We start from the raw sequence: 16,696 nt of genomic DNA on the forward strand, positions 1-16,696 counted from the left end.
GTAAAGATTTCTTGAGGTTAATAGGGGACTTAGAGCCGTAATAGCGGGTCTGACCAGTGCGCAACGAATAAATACTTTAGCAACGTTTAAGTATTATAGGGGAATATGTAGGCCGGGTACGCGACTGCGTTACCCGGCCTGTCCATTACTGCTTGTTCTTATCTTCCAGCTCTTCCAGTTCGCTCAAAATCACGTCCGGGTCCGTTCCCGGAGGTGGGATTTCGTGCACCCAGGCGGAGAACAGACGCCAGGTCACGGCCAGAAGCACCGGACCAATAAACAGACCAATCATCCCAAAGGCAATCAATCCACCAATGACGCCTGAGAGAATAAGGATCAGCGGCAGGTCTGCGCCCATGCGAATAAGGATGGGACGAATAACGTTATCCATGGTGCCGACCACGCAGCTCCAGACCAGCAGAACGGTGCCCCACGTGGTATCGCCGGTCCAGTACAGCCAGATAATGCTGGGTACCAGCACCAGCAACGGACCCAGTTGCGCAAGGCAGGTCATCAGCATGACCACGGTGAAGACGGTGGCGTACGGCACGCCAGAAATCGCAAGACCAATACCGCCCAGCACCGCCTGAACCAGCGCCGTTACCACGACGCCAAGCGCAACCGCGCGCACGGCCTGCGCCGCCAGCAGAACCGCGGCATCACCCCGTTTGCCCGCCAGGCGAGTGGCAAAATGACGAACGCCTAATGCCACCTGCTCACCGCGCCAGTACAGCAGGGCGCTAAAGACCAGCATCAGCGTACAGTGCATCATAAAGCGGCCAATGTGCGCTGCCTGACCCACAAACCAGGTGGTGGTGGTGCCAATATACGGGCGCACTTTCGCCATCAGGGCGCTGCCACCCATCTCCAGCAGGCCATGCCAGCCGCTGTAAAGTTTTGCGCCAACAACCGGAATGCTGTTGAGCCAGGCGAGATCCGGCGGTGTCAGATCGCCACTGGTCACGGCGCGAATCACCGGGCCGCTGGAGTCGACAAGGCTGTTGACCAGCAGCGCAACGGGAATAATGAACAGCAGGAACAACAGCAACGTCATCACCAGGACCGCCAGCCCACGACGTCCGAAGAGCAGTTTCTGCAACCGTAAGAGTAAAGGCCAGGTGGCAACCACAACGGTTGCAGCCCAGGCGAAGCCGAGAATGAAGGGTTGAACGATCCACAAACACGCAATAATCATGAGGGCCAGGAACAGCACCGACAGCAAAATTTGCGCAACATCCCTGGGCTGGCGAAGATTGACCATAAATGAAACTTTCCTTAATTGAACACCAGCGTGGCTGGCGGGAACGGAAAACCGCGATTCTCTAATCATTAATGATTTCAGCGATTTTTGACAGGCGAATTCTGCCTGTAATTCTGCAGAGCGTATAAGAAAAAAATGTGATAAAACTTTTACGATACACGCAAACGATTTCACACCTCTAATTAGGGTCGACAGTAATGATCCCACAGATTTCTCAGGCACCTGGCGTCGTTCAGCTGGTGCTTAATTTTTTGCAGGCACTGGAGCAACAGGGTTTTACAGGGGATACCGCCACACATTATGCCGACAGGCTGACAATGGCGACCGACAACAGTATCTACCAGCTTCTTCCCGATGCAGTCGTGTTTCCCCGTTCAACGGCCGATGTGGCGCTTATTGCGCGACTGGCAACGCAGGAGCGATTTACCTCGCTGGTGTTCACGCCACGCGGCGGCGGCACCGGCACCAATGGTCAGGCGCTGAACCAGGGCATCATCATTGATATGTCGCGCTATATGAACCGCATCATTGAGATCAATCCCGAAGAAGGATGGGTGCGTGTCGAAGCGGGCGTCATCAAAGATCAGCTTAACCAGTACCTCAAGCCTTATGGTTACTTCTTTGCCCCCGAGCTCTCTACCAGCAACCGTGCGACAATCGGTGGGATGATTAACACCGATGCCTCCGGGCAGGGGTCGCTGGTCTACGGTAAAACCTCCGATCACGTTCTTGGCGTGCGCGCGGTGCTGCTGGGCGGCGATATCCTGGATACCCAGCCGATGCCGGTCGAACTGGCGGAAAGGCTGGGTAAAGACAACACGGCCAACGGGCGGATTTACCGCACCGTGCTTGAGCGCTGTCGCGATAACCGCCAGTTGATCCTCGACAAATTCCCTAAACTGAACCGCTTCTTAACCGGCTACGATCTGCGTCATGTCTTTAACGATGACCTGACGCAGTTTGATTTAACCCGCGTGCTGACCGGCTCCGAAGGGACGCTGGCATTTATTACCGAGGCACGGCTGGATATTACGCCGCTGCCGAAAGTGCGTCGGCTGGTGAACGTCAAATACAACTCCTTCGATTCTGCCCTGCGAAATGCGCCCTTTATGGTTGACGCGCGGGCGCTGTCGGTGGAAACCGTCGACTCTAAAGTGCTTAATCTGGCTCGGGAAGACATCGTCTGGCACTCGGTGAGTGAGCTTATCACCGATGTACCTGATAAAGAGATGTTGGGTCTCAACATCGTTGAATTTGCCGGCGATGACGAAGCGCTGATTGAAAGCCAGGTCACCACGCTCTGTCAGCGGCTGGACGAACTGATTGCAGCAGGTGAAGGTGGGGTGATTGGCTGGCAGCTTTGCAGCGAACTCTCCGGCATTGAGCGTATTTACGCGATGCGTAAAAAAGCGGTGGGGCTGCTGGGCAACGCGAAGGGGGCTGCCAAACCGATTCCCTTTGCTGAAGACACCTGCGTCCCGCCTGAGCATCTGGCGGATTACATCGTTGAGTTCCGCGCCCTGCTTGACAGCCACGGTCTGAGCTACGGCATGTTCGGCCACGTGGATGCCGGGGTGCTGCACGTGCGTCCGGCGCTGGACATGTGCGATCCGCAGCAGGAGATCCTGATGAAACAGATCTCCGACGATGTGGTGGCGTTGACCGCGAAATATGGCGGTCTGCTCTGGGGAGAACACGGGAAAGGGTTCCGCGCGGAGTACAGCCCGGCGTTCTTCGGTGAAGCGCTCTACGCTGAGCTGCGTAAGGTCAAAGCGGCATTCGATCCGGATAACCGTCTCAACCCGGGTAAAATTTGCCCGCCAGAGGGCGTCGATGCCCCAATGCTGCAGGTGGACGCCGTCAAGCGCGGCACCTATGACAGACAAATCCCGATTGCGGTGCGCGCCTCCTGGCGCGGTGCAATGGAGTGTAACGGTAACGGTCTGTGTTTCAACTTCGACGTGAAAAGCCCAATGTGCCCGTCGATGAAAATTACCAGTAACCGTATTCACTCGCCCAAAGGCCGCGCAACGCTGGTCCGCGAATGGCTGCGTCTGCTGGCCGACCGCGGGGTTGATCCGCTGAAGCTGGAACAGGAATTGCCGGAAAAACGCGCCAGTCTGCGCTCGCTGATTGAACGTACCCGCAACAGCTGGCATGCGAACAAAGGCGAGTATGATTTCTCCCACGAGGTGAAGGAGGCCATGTCCGGCTGCCTGGCCTGTAAAGCCTGCTCAACCCAGTGTCCGATCAAGATTGATGTGCCGGAGTTTCGCTCACGGTTCCTGCAGCTTTACCATACCCGCTATCTGCGTCCAATGCGTGACCATCTGGTGGCGACGGTGGAGAGCTATGCCCCGCTGATGGCGCGTGCGCCGAAGACCTTTAACTTCTTCATCAATCAGCCGCTGGTGCGAAAGCTTTCCGAAAAACATATCGGGATGGTGGACCTGCCGCTGCTGTCAGTCCCTTCGCTACAGCGTCAGCTCGTGGGGCACCGCTCGGCGAATATGACGCTGGAGCAGCTTGAGGCGCTGACCCCTGAGCAGAAAGCCAATGTGGTGCTGGTGGTGCAGGATCCGTTTACCAGTTACTACGATGCCCAGGTGGTAGCCGATTTTATCCGTCTGGTAGAAAAACTGGGCTATCAGCCGGTGGTACTGCCGTTCTCACCAAACGGCAAAGCGCAGCACATTAAAGGTTTCCTTACCCGTTTTGCGAAAACGGCGCGGAAAACCGCTGACTTCCTCAACCGGGTGGCGCAGCTAGGGATGCCGATGGTCGGTGTCGATCCGGCGCTGGTGCTCTGCTACCGCGATGAGTATAAGCAGACGCTGGGGGAGCAACGCGGTGATTTCCACGTCATGCTGGTGCACGAGTGGCTGCCGGCGGCGCTGCAACAGGCGACCGTGAAGGATGTGAGCGGTGAATCGTGGTATCTGTTCGGCCACTGCACGGAAGTGACGGCACTGCCGGGCGCCCCGGCGCAGTGGGCTTCTATCTTTGCCCGCTTCGGGGCGAAGCTTGAGAGCGTCAACGTGGGCTGCTGCGGCATGGCAGGTACCTACGGGCACGAAGTGAAAAACCACGAGAACTCGCTCGGTATCTATGAGTTGTCGTGGCATCAGGCGATGCAGCGTTTGCCGAGGAACCGCTGTCTGGCCACGGGCTACTCCTGCCGAAGCCAGGTGAAACGGGTTGAAGGGAACGGAGTGCGTCACCCATTACAGGCTTTACTGGAGATAATTGGATGATCTGGAAACGAGCCGTGACGCTGCAGGCGCTGAATGCCATGGGCGAGGGGAATATGGTAGGGCTGCTGGACATTCAGTTCACGCATATTGGCGAGGATGAACTGGAGGCCACGATGCCTGTCGATCATCGCACGCATCAGCCGTTTGGTTTATTGCACGGCGGCGCATCCGTCGTGCTGGCCGAAACCCTGGGGTCCGTGGCGGGTTATCTTTGCACCGAAGGGGAGCAAAAGGTCGTCGGGCTGGAGGTGAACGCGAACCATATTCGCTCGGTGCGAAGTGGACGGGTGCGCGGCGTTTGTCGCGCGCTACACGCCGGTAGCCGCCATCAGGTGTGGCAGATTGACATTCTTGACGAGCAGGATCGGCTCTGCTGCTCGTCGCGACTGACGACGGCGGTCGTGTAAAGTTTTCAGATGTTTTGCCTTTGGTCAAAAACTAGCCAGCCTCTTGTGATATACTGGTCAGGTTTTGTACATAAGCGAGGACATCATGGATACTGAAATAACCCCAACACAGCTGGCAATTGAATATTTACGTCGTGATAAAAGCAACCTGTCTCCGGCGCAGTACCTGAAAAAGCTGAAACAGCTTGAACTGGAGTTCACAGATTTGCTGGCGCTCTCTTCAAATGAGCTTAAAGAAGAGATCTACTTTGCCTGGCGGTTGGGCGTTCACGTCCATTGATTGTGACAGTAAAAAAAAGGCCGCGTCAGCGGTCTTTTTTGTATCTGACGTTCAGTACCGGGCAGGCAGTTTATTGATTTTAACGAGCCTGCCATCTTCTATCTCAATGAACCCGCCTGTTTTTAAATCCGCCAGAATACGCATTACCCCACTGCGCGACAGCTGGGTTTTTTCGCGAATATACCGCTCTGCGGTGATGGCGTTGCGATAACTCTCATCTTCATCCATCAGCTTTATCAATTGCTGGCGAATCATCTCATAGGCCGTGGGCGCGCCCTGAGGCATCACATTATTGTATAGCCGGTTATAAACAAACATCAGGTGCTTAGACAACAACCCCCATAACCCATTCTCTTTGATAACGGCTTCCACCTGAACGGTGGTAAGCATACCCGTCAGGCAGGGGGTCACGGTTTTAAGATAATCATTGAAGTAGATGTCTGTCAGATTGGCGAGGCCAAAAAGCGCCGGGCTACGTGCGGTGGTGAGCATCATGTTGTCGCTTCTGCGGTAGATAGCAACGGTGCCTTCGAGGATCAAATAGCACACGCTCTGGCCATTCACCTGGAGATCCAGCTGTTCGCCGGGAGCAACATTGCGCGTGGTACAGTAGGGTTGCAGGAATGAAATCAGTTCTCGTGCGTAAGGAGAACCACGATGCGTTTTTTCAGTAGAGGACATAACCTATAACCCGTAGCGATAACCCCCCTGATTATAGCGTTACTCCTTATCGTAAACACGAGGCCAATCAGTATTTACGTGGTAAATGACGGATTTCCAGCAGCACGCCACGCTCCATCGTGATGTACTTTCCGGTACGCAGTTCCGCGAGAATACGCATAATCCCACTGCGCGAAAGGTAGGTTCGACTCTTGATATACGCTGCCGCCGTGATGTTTTTCCGTACGGCATCTGGCTCCTGCATCAGTTCGACCAGCTGAAACCGGATAATGTCATAGGCTGACATCTGCGATATTTGCGCGCAGTGCTCGTATACCCGGGAGGCGGTATAGATGAGTAGCTTTGAAAAATGTTCCCATAAGTTTTTTTCCGCCACGATCTTATTAAAATTATCCAGAGAGACATGCGCTATTTCTGAGGTTTCAAGCGCTCTGACGTACAGATGTTCAGAGGAGAACTGGCTGCTGACACCCAGAATAAAAGGTGAGGACTCTGAGTTTAAAACAATACCATCGCCACGACGATGCAGCGCAACGCTGCCGTGTAACAGCAAAAAACAGAGGCGAACATCATTATTGTGATACTGAATAATTTCGCCTTTCGCGAGAATATGCCTTTCCGTAAAAGGCAGCACAGTACTGATTAACTTATCAATATGGGCATACGGTTTTAAATCCAGTACGGTAGATTTTACATCGGTGAGGACCGCTGTCATTCGCGTGTTCATAAGGTGCTCCACTGCTTTCATTGCGATCATGGGTGACCGGCGTAGAGAATTATCTTAAAAAACAGCGACTACGGGAATATGCAGCACAGGTCTAAAAGTAGACTTTCAATATTATCCTGACTAACATTTTGAATTTAATGATCTTAACACTCCGGTCTATTAATAGACTGCCCGTTATATGCGTAAGGCATTCCTTATTTACAATGTTTTATTTTTGTTAATTACGGGTCTACGGAAAGACTCCGAAAATGATTGTCGACGTCAACGGAGTTGTATAAATTTTATTTCATCGACAGCAAGTCATATGCGTCTTCAGACGTTTAATGAAATAAAGTTATTTCTTTTTTTTCGCTGCTGTCTGTAAAAGGCAAAACATTAAGTGGGTGAAAAAACCGACGCGTCTTTTTGTCTGAATGTTAATAATAAATAAAGTGATACAGGATATAGCATGATGAAAAAAACACTTCTTCTGGCAACGATCGCAGCAGGTTCCGTACTGACAATGGCCAATGCGTTTGCCGCTGCAGGTACCGTTAATTTTAACGGTAATATTCTGGATTCTGCCTGTGATGTTGATGTGGCATCGCAGAACCAGGTGGTTGTACTTGGGGATTATTATAAAACAGAGTTTACCGCGACGGGGGCGAGAACCGCGGCAACGAAATTCGATATTATTTTGAAAAACTGTCCGGTCTCGGTCACGAACGCCAAAGTGCGCTTTGACGGTACTCCGGATGCGTCTAATAGCAATCTTCTGGCGATTGACACCTCCGTGGCGGGTGCCGCAACGGGCGTGGCGATCAACCTGATGACCGCGGATAAAACCGACCTGCCTCTGCATGGCAGCAATGGTTACACCTACATGCTCAGCAGCTCCGCAGACAATACGCTCAATTTCTATGCCCAGTATATTTCGACCACGGCCAGCGTCACGGCAGGCCCGGCGAATTCTGTCGCCAACTTCTCGGTGGTTTATAACTAGCTCTTTTGCCTGAACGTCGGGGCCGCCCCGGCCCCCAATTTTATGAGGAACAGAATGTATTTTTTCAGAACCCCTTTACTGGCAACAGCGTTGTTATCTCTGATGCTGTCAACGGCTCATGCCGGCGTCATTATTGGTGGTACGCGCATTATTTTTGATGGCGCTAAAAAGGAAACGTCACTCAGTGTGAATAACCCTGATGGTACGCCGTATTTAATTCAGTCATGGATCGACGTGCAGGAAGGGGCGTCAGGCAAGGTGCCTTTTATTATTACGCCGCCTTTGTATCGTCTGGATGGCGGGCAAAAAAACGTTGAGCGCATCGTGATGACGGGGGCACTGCCTCAGGATCGGGAAAGTTTATTCTGGCTGAATATTAAAGCGATTCCGTCTGCCTCAACGCAGATGAACGCATTACAAATTGCGGTTAAAACGCGCATCAAACTGATTTATCGGCCCGCTGAGCTGCACGCGTCCACGCCTGACGAACAGGCCAGTCAATTACGCTGGCGCAGAACCGGGAATGAACTTCAGGTTAATAACCCGACCGCGTATGTCATCAATTTTAATGAAATCACCCTTGGGGGTAAAAAAATCGATGACGTGTCGTATGTCTTACCCGGTGGCTCAGTCCGTTTCACGTTACCGCAAGGAGCCAGCGGCAGCGTACTGACATTTAAAGTGATTAATGACTTTGGCAGCCCTGGGGGCGCGCATCAGGCAACCTTATAACCGGTGAAACGCGGGCATTGCCTGTCATAAATGAGTTAAAAGCGATGGCAATACACTATTTTCGGGCTCGACCTGCACCCCTGGCGACAGTGATCGGATTAATACTTGCAGGTTCATCGCAGGCGCTTTTTGCCGGTGAGACATTTAATGCCGAACTGGTTGAACTTGATAATCCAGGAAGGGGGAGAACGGATTTATCGGCATTTGAATCCGGATCGCAGGCACCCGGCACCTATCACGTCGATATTGTTCTTGATGACCAGCTAATGGCGACCCGCGATATCACCTTTACTGCAGTAAAAGACGAAAAGGGCAATGACGTCCTCCGGCCGTGCCTGAGCCTTGACCAGTTAAAACAGTGGGGCGTAAGAACCACGCTTTTCCCGCAGCTGGCGGCGAACAACGGTGAATGTGCAAACCTTCAGGCGATCCCGCAGGCCAGTAGCGAATTTCAGTTTGGCGCACAGCGGCTGGTGATCAGCATTCCTCAGGCCGCCATCGACCTGCCAGCCAGGGACGTGGTCCCGCCAGAGATGTGGGATGAGGGGATTAATGCCGCCATGCTTAATTACAGTCTGAGCGGCGCAAACGCATGGGCGAAGAACACTCGCGGCAGCCAGAATGATAGCCAGTACGCCAACCTGCGCCCCGGGATCAATATCGGGCCGTGGCGCTTACGTAATTACACCACCTGGTCACGGGATTCCAGCGGTGAGGATCGGTGGGACAATGTGTATACCTATGCGCAGCGCGCCGTCATTCCGCTGAAAGCACAGCTGATTATCGGGGACAGTACCGCACCGGCGGATGTTTTCGACAGTATGCCATTTCGCGGCGGTCAGTTGGCCTCGGATGATGACATGCTGCCGGACTCTCTTAAAGGCTATGCGCCCGTGGTCCGCGGCATCGCGCGAACCAATGCGCAGGTGGTGGTCCGCCAGAATGGTTATCAAATTTATCAGAGCTACGTGGCGCTAGGCGCGTTTGAAATCTCGGACATGTATCCCACCGGCGGCGCAGGCGATCTGGATGTGACCATTAAAGAGGCTGACGGGAGTGAGCAGCATTTCACGCTGCCTTATGCCTCGCTGCCGGTCCTGCAGCGGGAAGGACGACTGAAGTATGCGGTGACGGCCGGGCAGTATCGCGCCTACAACAGCCGCGTGGAGAAAACGTCCTTTGGTCAAATCACCGGTATTTATGGGGTTCAGCACGGCATCACCGTTTACGGCGGGATGCAGGGGTCTGATAAATACCGTTCAGTGGCGTTTGGCATCGGTAAAAACATGGGGGATATCGGCGCGATCTCTGCCGACGTGACCCAGGCCTGGTCAACGCCGAATAACACCGACAAAACATCCGGTCAGTCCTTGCGCGCGCGTTACAGCAAAAATATGGCGAAGACCGGGACAAACTTTTCAATTGCGGGATACCGATATTCAACCCGTGGCTATTACGGGATGCAGGACGTGCTGGATTCCTACGGCGACAGCAGCGCCCTGCAGGATCGGCGGCGTAACCGTGCTGAACTGACCATGAGCCAGGCGCTGGGCGGCGCGTTGGGTTCACTGACGCTCAGCGCCGCACGCGAAGATTACTGGAATTCTGGTCAGGCGATGGCCTCCTGGAGCGTGGGCTACAACAATGACTGGAACAACGTCAGTTACGGTTTGACCTGGACCTACAGCAAGAATGGACGCGGGAGCGCACAAAACGCGGACCACGATCGGTTGCTGGCCTTTAACGTCAGCGTACCGTTGGACAAATTCTTGCCGCGTACCTGGGCTAACTATGGCATGAACGCCAGTAAGCACAACGGCACGACGCACGTGGTCGGGCTGAACGGCGTGTCTCTGGAAAACAGTGCCCTGAATTGGAACGTGCAGCAAGGTTATGGCACACAGGGCACGGGAAATACCGGCAACCTGAACGGCGACTATAAAGGCACCTATGGCGAAATTGTCGCGGGCTACAGCTACGACAAACACAGCGAGCGCCTGAATTACGGGTTGCAGGGGGGCGTCATTGCTCACCGTGACGGCATCACGCTTTCGCAGCCGCTCGGTGAAACCAATATCCTGGTGAAAGCGCCGGGTGCACACGGTGTCGATATTCGCAATCAACCCGGAGTTCGTACGGATTACCGCGGGTATACGGTGGTTAACAATCTGTCGGTATACCGAAAAAACGACATCACTCTTGAGCCGGAAACTATGCCGGATGACGTGGAACTTGAGATTAATACGCGCACCGTAACACCGACCCGCGGGGCGATAGTGGAAGCCGATTATGTGTCTAAAATCGGGCGCCGGGTGCTAATGACCCTGTCCGACGGGCAATATGCCGTTCCGTTTGGTGCGGTCGTCACGCTCAAAGGCGACAGCAACAGCAGCTTTATTGTGGGCGACCGTGGTCAGGTCTATTTAACGGGACTGCCCGGACAGGGAGAAATCGTGGCAACCTGGGGAAATCAACCCGGTCAGCAGTGCCGCGCGCAGTTTAGCCTGCCTGCACAACCCACCTACGGCGGAATAACCGACGTTAACGCGCTTTGCCGCCAGGAAGGTTAAAAATGAAATTTGCTTTATCTCTGATCCTGCTCTGTTTACTGAGCGGGTGGAATAGCGCCCGTGCCGGCACCTGTACAACCATCACGCCGCAAATATCGACGATATCTGTGGGCACGATTAACGTGCAGCGTGATGCCCCTGTGGGCACCATTATTTTTTCTCGCGCCGCTTCATCAACGGGAACCTATTTAACGGGATGTTCTAACCCGCTGATGCTGGGATTCAGTATGCGATATAACAATGGGAACCTGAGCAGCTACGGTAACCATGTTTATGCCACCAATGTCAGCGGTATTGGTATTCGCTTTTCCTCGGGGAATTATTTTGAAAACCCGGCTTACACGTTTTCGTATAACGCGGTGACGTCGTATGTGGATTGGTTTGGTGGAAAAGTTGAGCTGGTGGTGACCGGCCCGGTAACGTCGGGCGCTTTAACGCCGGGCGTTATCGGAACCGTGGCGCTTCAGGGAAGTGACGGTGTTTATCGTGACGGTCTGACGGTCCAGTTAACTGACGGCACAATTAATGCGCTGGCATGCACGATAACGACGGCGCAGTTGACGTTCCCGATAGGCGATATTCCGGCCTCATCGTTTGGCTCCGTTATTGGAACCACGCCATCCGGCGCCCAAAATACGCAAAATCTGGGGTTAACCTGCAGTGCCGGCACCAATATCAGTGTGTCACTCAGCGGTATGCAAAATCCGGACAGCGCCAATACCAGCGTCATGGCATTAACCGGTCAGGGGAATGCCGGTACGGCAAAAGGGGTAGGGGTTCAGCTACTTTATAACGGCTCTCCTTTGGTAATGAACGGTCGCCTGTTATTAAAACAGTCTGCGGGAGGACAGGAGACGCTCCCGTTAACCGCGCGCTATTACCAGACGTTAACCACCGTGGAATCAGGCTCGGCAAATGCGTCAGCCACGCTCACGATAACCTATCAATAACCGGTGAGATGATGAAAATAATTCCCGCGGCGTTGCTTGTGTCGGGTTTACTGTGCGGCAAAGCGCTATGTGCAGACAGCGTGAATATCGGGGTCACCGGAAATATCGTGGCCTCACCCTGCCTGTTTAATAACGGCAATACGAATCTCGATATTAATCTGGGCAATATCCAGGCAAGTAATATGGTGACGCCAGGATCATCCTCAGACCCGGTTACGTTTGATCTGTTATTTACCCAATGTCCGGTGGGGACGCGTAGCGTCACCGCTACCTTTACGGGTACACCCGACCCTGTTGCCGGCGCCGACTATTACATTAACCGCGGTACGGCCACCCACGTGGCGATAGCAATGCGCGAGGCCGGAAGTGGCATACTGAAAGGGAACGGCTCCAGCATGACGGAATATATCGCCTCAGACCGGACGGCGAAGATGGCGATGCAGGCTGCGGTTATATCCACCGGAGGCAGGGCGACGCCCGGCACCCTCAGCGCAGTGGTGGTCATTACGCTGCAATACAATTAAGTCGCGCGGGATTTCACGCGCATTTTTGCTTCCCGTCGGTGTGGTCTATGTTGAATATTTTAATTAGCGAGACGGATTCGTTATTTCAGTCTGGTCTGCAGTATTTTTTTATGGATTTCTTTTGGCGTAATTTTAATGACTGTATTCATTTTGATTATGAAATGACGCCGCATAACGTCAGCACGGCGGATATTATTGTCCTCTCTTTATGCCAGGGAGAAACCCTGACCTGTTTTCCGGAATTACAGTCACGGCAAAAAGGCATTGTGATCGGCTGGGTTGATGATGAGCAACGCTCTACGGCGTCGCAATCCTGTTATCAGGATATTATTTTCATCTCCCGCAGGGCCTCTCTTGACATGATTGGTGAGACGGTATGGTGCGCGTGGCGTAAAGCGCAGTTGAAGGGGCATGTGCTGCAGAAAACGTCCTGTTTCGATTGCGAGCATAAGATATTATCACCGCAGCAAATACGCATCGTCATGAACCTGTATAAAGGCTTATCCGTTATGCAGACGGCAGACGTGTTACAGATCGGCTATAAGACCGTTTTTGCGCACAAGTACATGATCATGCAAAAATTTAACCTGCGAAGTGATTATGAGCTTATCGCGCTGCTCAACAGGATGGTGAAGAAAAACGGCACCCCCAATATTTTTCGTGATTCTGTGAGACAGGGTTTACAGGACCGCCCCTGTCTGGAGGCGTAAAGACACTTTTATTGATGACAGGAATAACGGAAACAAGTGTTCGGTTATGAAACTTTAGAGTTGCATCTGCAGCATGTTATTTTTACGTTTTATATAACGATTAATTAGCGATGCAAATTCATAAAACCCTGAAACCGATTTTTGTGACCAGGTTCAAGTGTGTGGGCCCGGAATGTTTAATTTCCTGCTGCCGCGGCTGGACAATTTCCATTGATAAAAAAACACATCAAAAATATCTTTCATCAACGCATCCCGGTATCGCTGCAATAGCCAAAGACAATCTGATTCTGCAGCGTAAAGGCAAAGTAAACTATTCCCGTATTAAACTGGATGAAAATGGGGAGTGTCCGTTTATCGATGAAAATAAGCTCTGTATGGTACACCGTGATTTAGGTGAAAGTGCCTTATCGCACACCTGCAGTACTTATCCCCGAAGCTCCACCCGCTATCTTGATGAAACTCGCCACAGCATGACCCTTTCATGTCCGGAAGTGGTCAGGCGGGTTCTCTTCGACCCCGATGCGATGTTATTGCAGGAGCAGGATGAACTGCTGGCCGTTTATAAAACCAATCTGATTGGTCAGCGCCAGTCTATGCCTCAAAGCAGCCAGGTCATTCATCTCCTTGCGTGGAAAATAATCCAGTCGCCAGCGAGGAATGTTGAAGAAAATTTGATGGCGCTGGCTCAGTTGATCCTGACCTTACAGCATGTGAACTTCGATTTGCACAATCAGTATGAGCAGGTTGAACGCTTTTACGAAGCCTTGCTGGAAGCGTTGCAGAGCGGTAAATCGCTGCTCTCTGAAAGCAATGTCGGGCGATCAAATGCGATGAAATATCTGGCGTTGTCGATCCTCGGCACGAACGTGGCGCGAGATTCTGCACGGGATGGGTATATCAACGAAGGGCATCGGCAAATTGCTGACTTTTTGAATTTCAGCCATGACAGCGATCCCGCCAGGCTGGCGCAGAAATTCGACGCGATTAACCAGCAGTGGGGGAAACTTTTCCAGGAATCCTGTCTGTCAGAGCCGTACGTATTACGCAACTATCTGTTGTACAAACTCTACAGCGGCTATTTCCCGGGTAAGAATACCGCCACCATTATGCGTCAGTTTTATCGCATTGTTCTGGACTTTTTCTACCTGAAAGTTTTCCTGAGCGTCAAATCAATGGATGAACAACTGAACCAGCAGATGGTCATGAAAACCATCGCCAGTTTCTCAGAAAAGACCCTGCACAATCAGACCATAGATGCCCGTATGGATTTTGCTATCGATAAGATTAACGGTGGGGACGACCTCTCGTGCCTGCTTCTGATTGGCTAACGTATAACGAGGCTCGCCGTGGCGAGCCTCTTTTTCCTCAGACGTTTACTGCCGTGATTAACCGCGTCTTCATGGTCTGATAAGACGACGCTGCAAAGTCTTCCGCCCAGCGTTGGTCTTCAATCGCCTCAAGCTTAACCGCACAATACTTGGTTTCTGGGGTTTTGGAGACCGGGTCAAGGTTATCTTGCGTCAGTTCGTTACAGGCACCAATCCACCACTGGTAAGTCATATAAACCGCGCCGGCATTGATGCGCTCGCTGATGCTGGCACGGGTAATGACTTTGCCCCGACGGGAATTCACCCACACCAGCTGTCCGTCTTTAATGCCCAGGTTGTCCGCATCAAGGGGGTTCATTTGTACACGGCCTGGTTCGTCGGCAAGGCTTTGCAGCGCGGCGCAATTGCCGGTCATTGAACGGCAGGAGTAGTGGCCGACCTCGCGCACGGTGCAGAGCACCAGCGGATACGTTTCGTCCGGGATCTCGGCTGGCGCGCGCCAGGCTGCCGCAAAAAGCTGGCCTTTGCCGCTCGGCGTATCGAACTGGTTATCTTTATAGAGATACGGCGTCCCCGGATGATCGAGCGTTGGACACGGCCATTGCACATGGCCCATTTCACCCATTTTTTCGTATGTCACGCCATAGAACAGCGGACAGAGCTCGCGCATCTCGTCCCAGATCTGCTGGTTGGATGCGTAATGCATCGGATAGCCCATTTCGGTAGCAAGCAGGCTGATGATCTCCCAGTCACGTTTCACGTTGCCGCTGGCCTCAATGGCTTTACCGAAACGCTGGAAACCGCGGTCGGCACAGGTAAAGACGCCCCCGTGTTCTCCCCACGATGTGGCAGGTAACAGAACATCCGCCACTTCCGCCGTTTTCGTCATAAAGATGTCCTGAACCACCACAAAATCGAGTGCTTCAAAACCGCGGCGCACCAGCCCCAGATCGGCTTCAGTCTGCAGCGGATCCTCGCCCATGATGTAATAGGCTTTTACCTTGCCTTCCAGCGCAAGGTGAGGGACTTCGGTGATACGCGTTCCAACCTCTTTGTCCATAATCCCGACATCGATTCCCCAGGCAGTGGCGAATTTCTGCCGGACCGCCGGGTCCGTAACGTCCTGATACCCCGGGAACATATTGGGCAGAACGCCCATATCACACGCGCCCTGAACGTTGTTTTGACCACGTACTGGCCCAACGCCGACGGCAGGTCGACCAAGATTTCCGGTCAGCAGCGCCAGGCTGGAGAGACCTTTGACCACGTCTACAGCCTGACCAAACTGCGTTACGCCCATGCCCCACATGACGGTGGCGGAAGGCGCAGCCGCGAACGTCCGCATCGCCTGACGCACATCCCGGGCTGGAATGCCGGTGAGATGTTCGACGTTTTCGGGCGCGTAGTCTTTGACCGTTTCCCGATAAGCGTCAAGCCCTTCGGTAAAGCGCGCGACGTAGTTTTTGTCGTACAGCTCCTCTTCCAGAAGGACATAGCCAAACGCATTGACCAGCGCCATGTTGCTGCCGTTTTTCAGCTGCAGGTGCTGGTCGGCAATGCGTGCGGTTTCAATGCGACGGGGATCGCAGACGATGATTTTCGCGCCATTTTCGCGCGCTTTTAAGACCCGACGGGCGACGATGGGGTGCGAATCGGCGCAGTTATAGCCAAACACCAGCAGACATTTTGAGTTTTCAATATCGTTAATGGAATTGCTCATTGCACCGTTGCCGAGGGTTTCCTGTAACCCGGCAACAGAAGGGCCGTGACAGACGCGCGCGCAGCAGTCCACGTTGTTGGTATTCAGTACCGCACGGGCAAATTTTTGCATCACATAGTTCGTTTCATTCCCTGTTCCCCGGGAGGAACCGGTGGTCATGATGGACCGCGGGCCATACTGCTCTTTTATGCTCCTGAGTTTATGGGCGGTATAGCGGATCGCCTCTTCCCAGGTGACGGGGGTAAAAGCCTCTCCCTTGTGGTAGCGGATCATGGGCTGAGTCAGACGGGGGGTAAGCAGACGCGTATCGTTCAGGAAGTCCCAGCCATAAAAGCCTTTCAGGCACAGGGTGCCCTGGTTTGTTACGCCTTCGGCCGCTTCGGCACGGAGGATACGGTTATTTTCGACGACAAGGTTTAATTTGCAGCCTGCACCACAGTAGGGGCAGACGCTGGCGATTTTTTTCATCAATAACAGACCTGTTAAGAAATGAAGCAAAGTTGACTGGGTAGCCCAGTCCCGTAAACGGGAGTAAGCAGGAACCATGCCATATTTACTTTGTAGGTTTTA

The 16,696-nt window shown here is 53.1% G+C and carries 14 protein-coding genes; 10 read left to right on the forward strand and 4 right to left on the reverse strand.

Going from position 1 to position 16,696, the window contains the following annotated elements; genetic code table 11:
• Positions 1–145: 145 nt before the first annotated feature.
• Positions 146–1,261, reverse strand: a complete 1,116-nt coding sequence (gene ydiK / locus HV242_RS09230) for an AI-2E family transporter YdiK (protein ID WP_020884383.1) — start codon at positions 1,259–1,261, stop codon at positions 146–148.
• Between the two features lie 197 nt (positions 1,262–1,458).
• Between ydiK and ydiJ the strand changes: the two genes are divergently transcribed.
• From ydiJ to HV242_RS09245, 3 genes are all read left to right on the forward strand, one after another.
• Positions 1,459–4,515 (forward strand): D-2-hydroxyglutarate dehydrogenase YdiJ, encoded by a 3,057-nt coding sequence (ydiJ, locus tag HV242_RS09235; protein ID WP_050736671.1) that lies wholly within the window; start codon positions 1,459–1,461, stop codon positions 4,513–4,515.
• Positions 4,512–4,922: a 1,4-dihydroxy-2-naphthoyl-CoA hydrolase gene (gene menI, locus HV242_RS09240; RefSeq protein WP_040017277.1), complete on the forward strand. Its 411-nt coding sequence runs from the start codon at positions 4,512–4,514 to the stop codon at positions 4,920–4,922. The genes ydiJ and menI overlap by 4 nt, the downstream gene beginning before the upstream one ends.
• A gap of 85 nt (positions 4,923–5,007) precedes the next feature.
• Positions 5,008–5,202, forward strand: a complete 195-nt coding sequence (locus HV242_RS09245; protein WP_003857766.1) for a YdiH family protein — start codon at positions 5,008–5,010, stop codon at positions 5,200–5,202.
• A gap of 51 nt (positions 5,203–5,253) precedes the next feature.
• Here the strand turns inward: HV242_RS09245 and HV242_RS09250 are convergent, their stop codons facing one another.
• Positions 5,254–5,883: a winged helix-turn-helix transcriptional regulator gene (locus tag HV242_RS09250; protein WP_044867629.1), complete on the reverse strand. Its 630-nt coding sequence runs from the start codon at positions 5,881–5,883 to the stop codon at positions 5,254–5,256.
• Between the two features lie 67 nt (positions 5,884–5,950).
• Positions 5,951–6,610, reverse strand: coding sequence for a winged helix-turn-helix transcriptional regulator (locus HV242_RS09255; RefSeq protein ID WP_025204381.1), 660 nt, complete (start codon positions 6,608–6,610; stop codon positions 5,951–5,953).
• 451 nt (positions 6,611–7,061) lie between these two features.
• Between HV242_RS09255 and HV242_RS09260 the strand changes: the two genes are divergently transcribed.
• The 7 genes from HV242_RS09260 to fliB all read left to right on the forward strand — a co-directional run bounded on the left by HV242_RS09260 (position 7,062) and on the right by fliB (position 14,406).
• A complete protein-coding gene (locus HV242_RS09260; RefSeq protein WP_050736933.1) occupies positions 7,062–7,592 on the forward strand; it encodes a fimbrial protein in 531 nt (176 codons plus the stop codon).
• A gap of 54 nt (positions 7,593–7,646) precedes the next feature.
• On the forward strand, positions 7,647–8,324 hold the full coding sequence (locus HV242_RS09265; protein ID WP_020884376.1) for a fimbrial biogenesis chaperone: 678 nt from the start codon (positions 7,647–7,649) through the stop codon (positions 8,322–8,324).
• A 44-nt stretch (positions 8,325–8,368) separates the two neighbouring features.
• Positions 8,369–10,894 carry a fimbria/pilus outer membrane usher protein gene (locus HV242_RS09270; RefSeq protein ID WP_063858567.1) on the forward strand — a complete coding sequence of 842 codons (2,526 nt, stop codon included), beginning with the start codon at positions 8,369–8,371 and terminating at the stop codon, positions 10,892–10,894.
• Between the two features lie 2 nt (positions 10,895–10,896).
• A complete protein-coding gene (locus HV242_RS09275; RefSeq protein ID WP_020884374.1) occupies positions 10,897–11,844 on the forward strand; it encodes a fimbrial protein in 948 nt (315 codons plus the stop codon).
• Positions 11,845–11,852: 8 nt separating this feature from the next.
• Positions 11,853–12,368 carry a fimbrial protein gene (locus HV242_RS09280; protein WP_080471947.1) on the forward strand — a complete coding sequence of 172 codons (516 nt, stop codon included), beginning with the start codon at positions 11,853–11,855 and terminating at the stop codon, positions 12,366–12,368.
• Positions 12,369–12,415: 47 nt separating this feature from the next.
• Entirely contained in the window at positions 12,416–13,078 is a 663-nt protein-coding gene (locus HV242_RS09285; protein ID WP_050736674.1) for a LuxR C-terminal-related transcriptional regulator, read from the forward strand.
• A 110-nt stretch (positions 13,079–13,188) separates the two neighbouring features.
• Positions 13,189–14,406: a flagellin lysine-N-methylase gene (gene fliB / locus HV242_RS09290; RefSeq protein WP_050736675.1), complete on the forward strand. Its 1,218-nt coding sequence runs from the start codon at positions 13,189–13,191 to the stop codon at positions 14,404–14,406.
• 37 nt (positions 14,407–14,443) lie between these two features.
• Here fliB and fdhF read toward each other — a convergent pair whose 3' ends face one another.
• A complete protein-coding gene (gene fdhF / locus HV242_RS09295) occupies positions 14,444–16,594 on the reverse strand; it encodes a formate dehydrogenase subunit alpha (RefSeq protein WP_050736676.1) in 2,151 nt (716 codons plus the stop codon).
• Positions 16,595–16,696: the final 102 nt, after the last annotated feature.

Source organism: Enterobacter sp. RHBSTW-00593 (assembly GCF_013784105.1).
In the GTDB taxonomy this organism is placed as follows: domain Bacteria; phylum Pseudomonadota; class Gammaproteobacteria; order Enterobacterales; family Enterobacteriaceae; genus Enterobacter; species Enterobacter ludwigii.

Excerpts from the sequence above, each read along its gene's own strand:
- ydiK (WP_020884383.1), bottom strand. The coding sequence starts at position 1,261 with ATGGTCAATCTTCGCCAGCCCAGGGATGTTGCGCAAATTTTGCTGTCG.
- ydiJ (WP_050736671.1), top strand. The coding sequence starts at position 1,459 with ATGATCCCACAGATTTCTCAGGCACCTGGCGTCGTTCAGCTGGTGCTT.
- menI (WP_040017277.1), top strand. The coding sequence starts at position 4,512 with ATGATCTGGAAACGAGCCGTGACGCTGCAGGCGCTGAATGCCATGGGC.
- HV242_RS09245 (WP_003857766.1), top strand. The coding sequence starts at position 5,008 with ATGGATACTGAAATAACCCCAACACAGCTGGCAATTGAATATTTACGT.
- HV242_RS09250 (WP_044867629.1), bottom strand. The coding sequence starts at position 5,883 with ATGTCCTCTACTGAAAAAACGCATCGTGGTTCTCCTTACGCACGAGAA.
- HV242_RS09255 (WP_025204381.1), bottom strand. The coding sequence starts at position 6,610 with ATGAACACGCGAATGACAGCGGTCCTCACCGATGTAAAATCTACCGTA.
- HV242_RS09260 (WP_050736933.1), top strand. The coding sequence starts at position 7,062 with ATGAAAAAAACACTTCTTCTGGCAACGATCGCAGCAGGTTCCGTACTG.
- HV242_RS09265 (WP_020884376.1), top strand. The coding sequence starts at position 7,647 with ATGTATTTTTTCAGAACCCCTTTACTGGCAACAGCGTTGTTATCTCTG.
- HV242_RS09270 (WP_063858567.1), top strand. The coding sequence starts at position 8,369 with ATGGCAATACACTATTTTCGGGCTCGACCTGCACCCCTGGCGACAGTG.
- HV242_RS09275 (WP_020884374.1), top strand. The coding sequence starts at position 10,897 with ATGAAATTTGCTTTATCTCTGATCCTGCTCTGTTTACTGAGCGGGTGG.
- HV242_RS09280 (WP_080471947.1), top strand. The coding sequence starts at position 11,853 with ATGATGAAAATAATTCCCGCGGCGTTGCTTGTGTCGGGTTTACTGTGC.
- HV242_RS09285 (WP_050736674.1), top strand. The coding sequence starts at position 12,416 with ATGTTGAATATTTTAATTAGCGAGACGGATTCGTTATTTCAGTCTGGT.
- fliB (WP_050736675.1), top strand. The coding sequence starts at position 13,189 with ATGCAAATTCATAAAACCCTGAAACCGATTTTTGTGACCAGGTTCAAG.
- fdhF (WP_050736676.1), bottom strand. The coding sequence starts at position 16,594 with ATGAAAAAAATCGCCAGCGTCTGCCCCTACTGTGGTGCAGGCTGCAAA.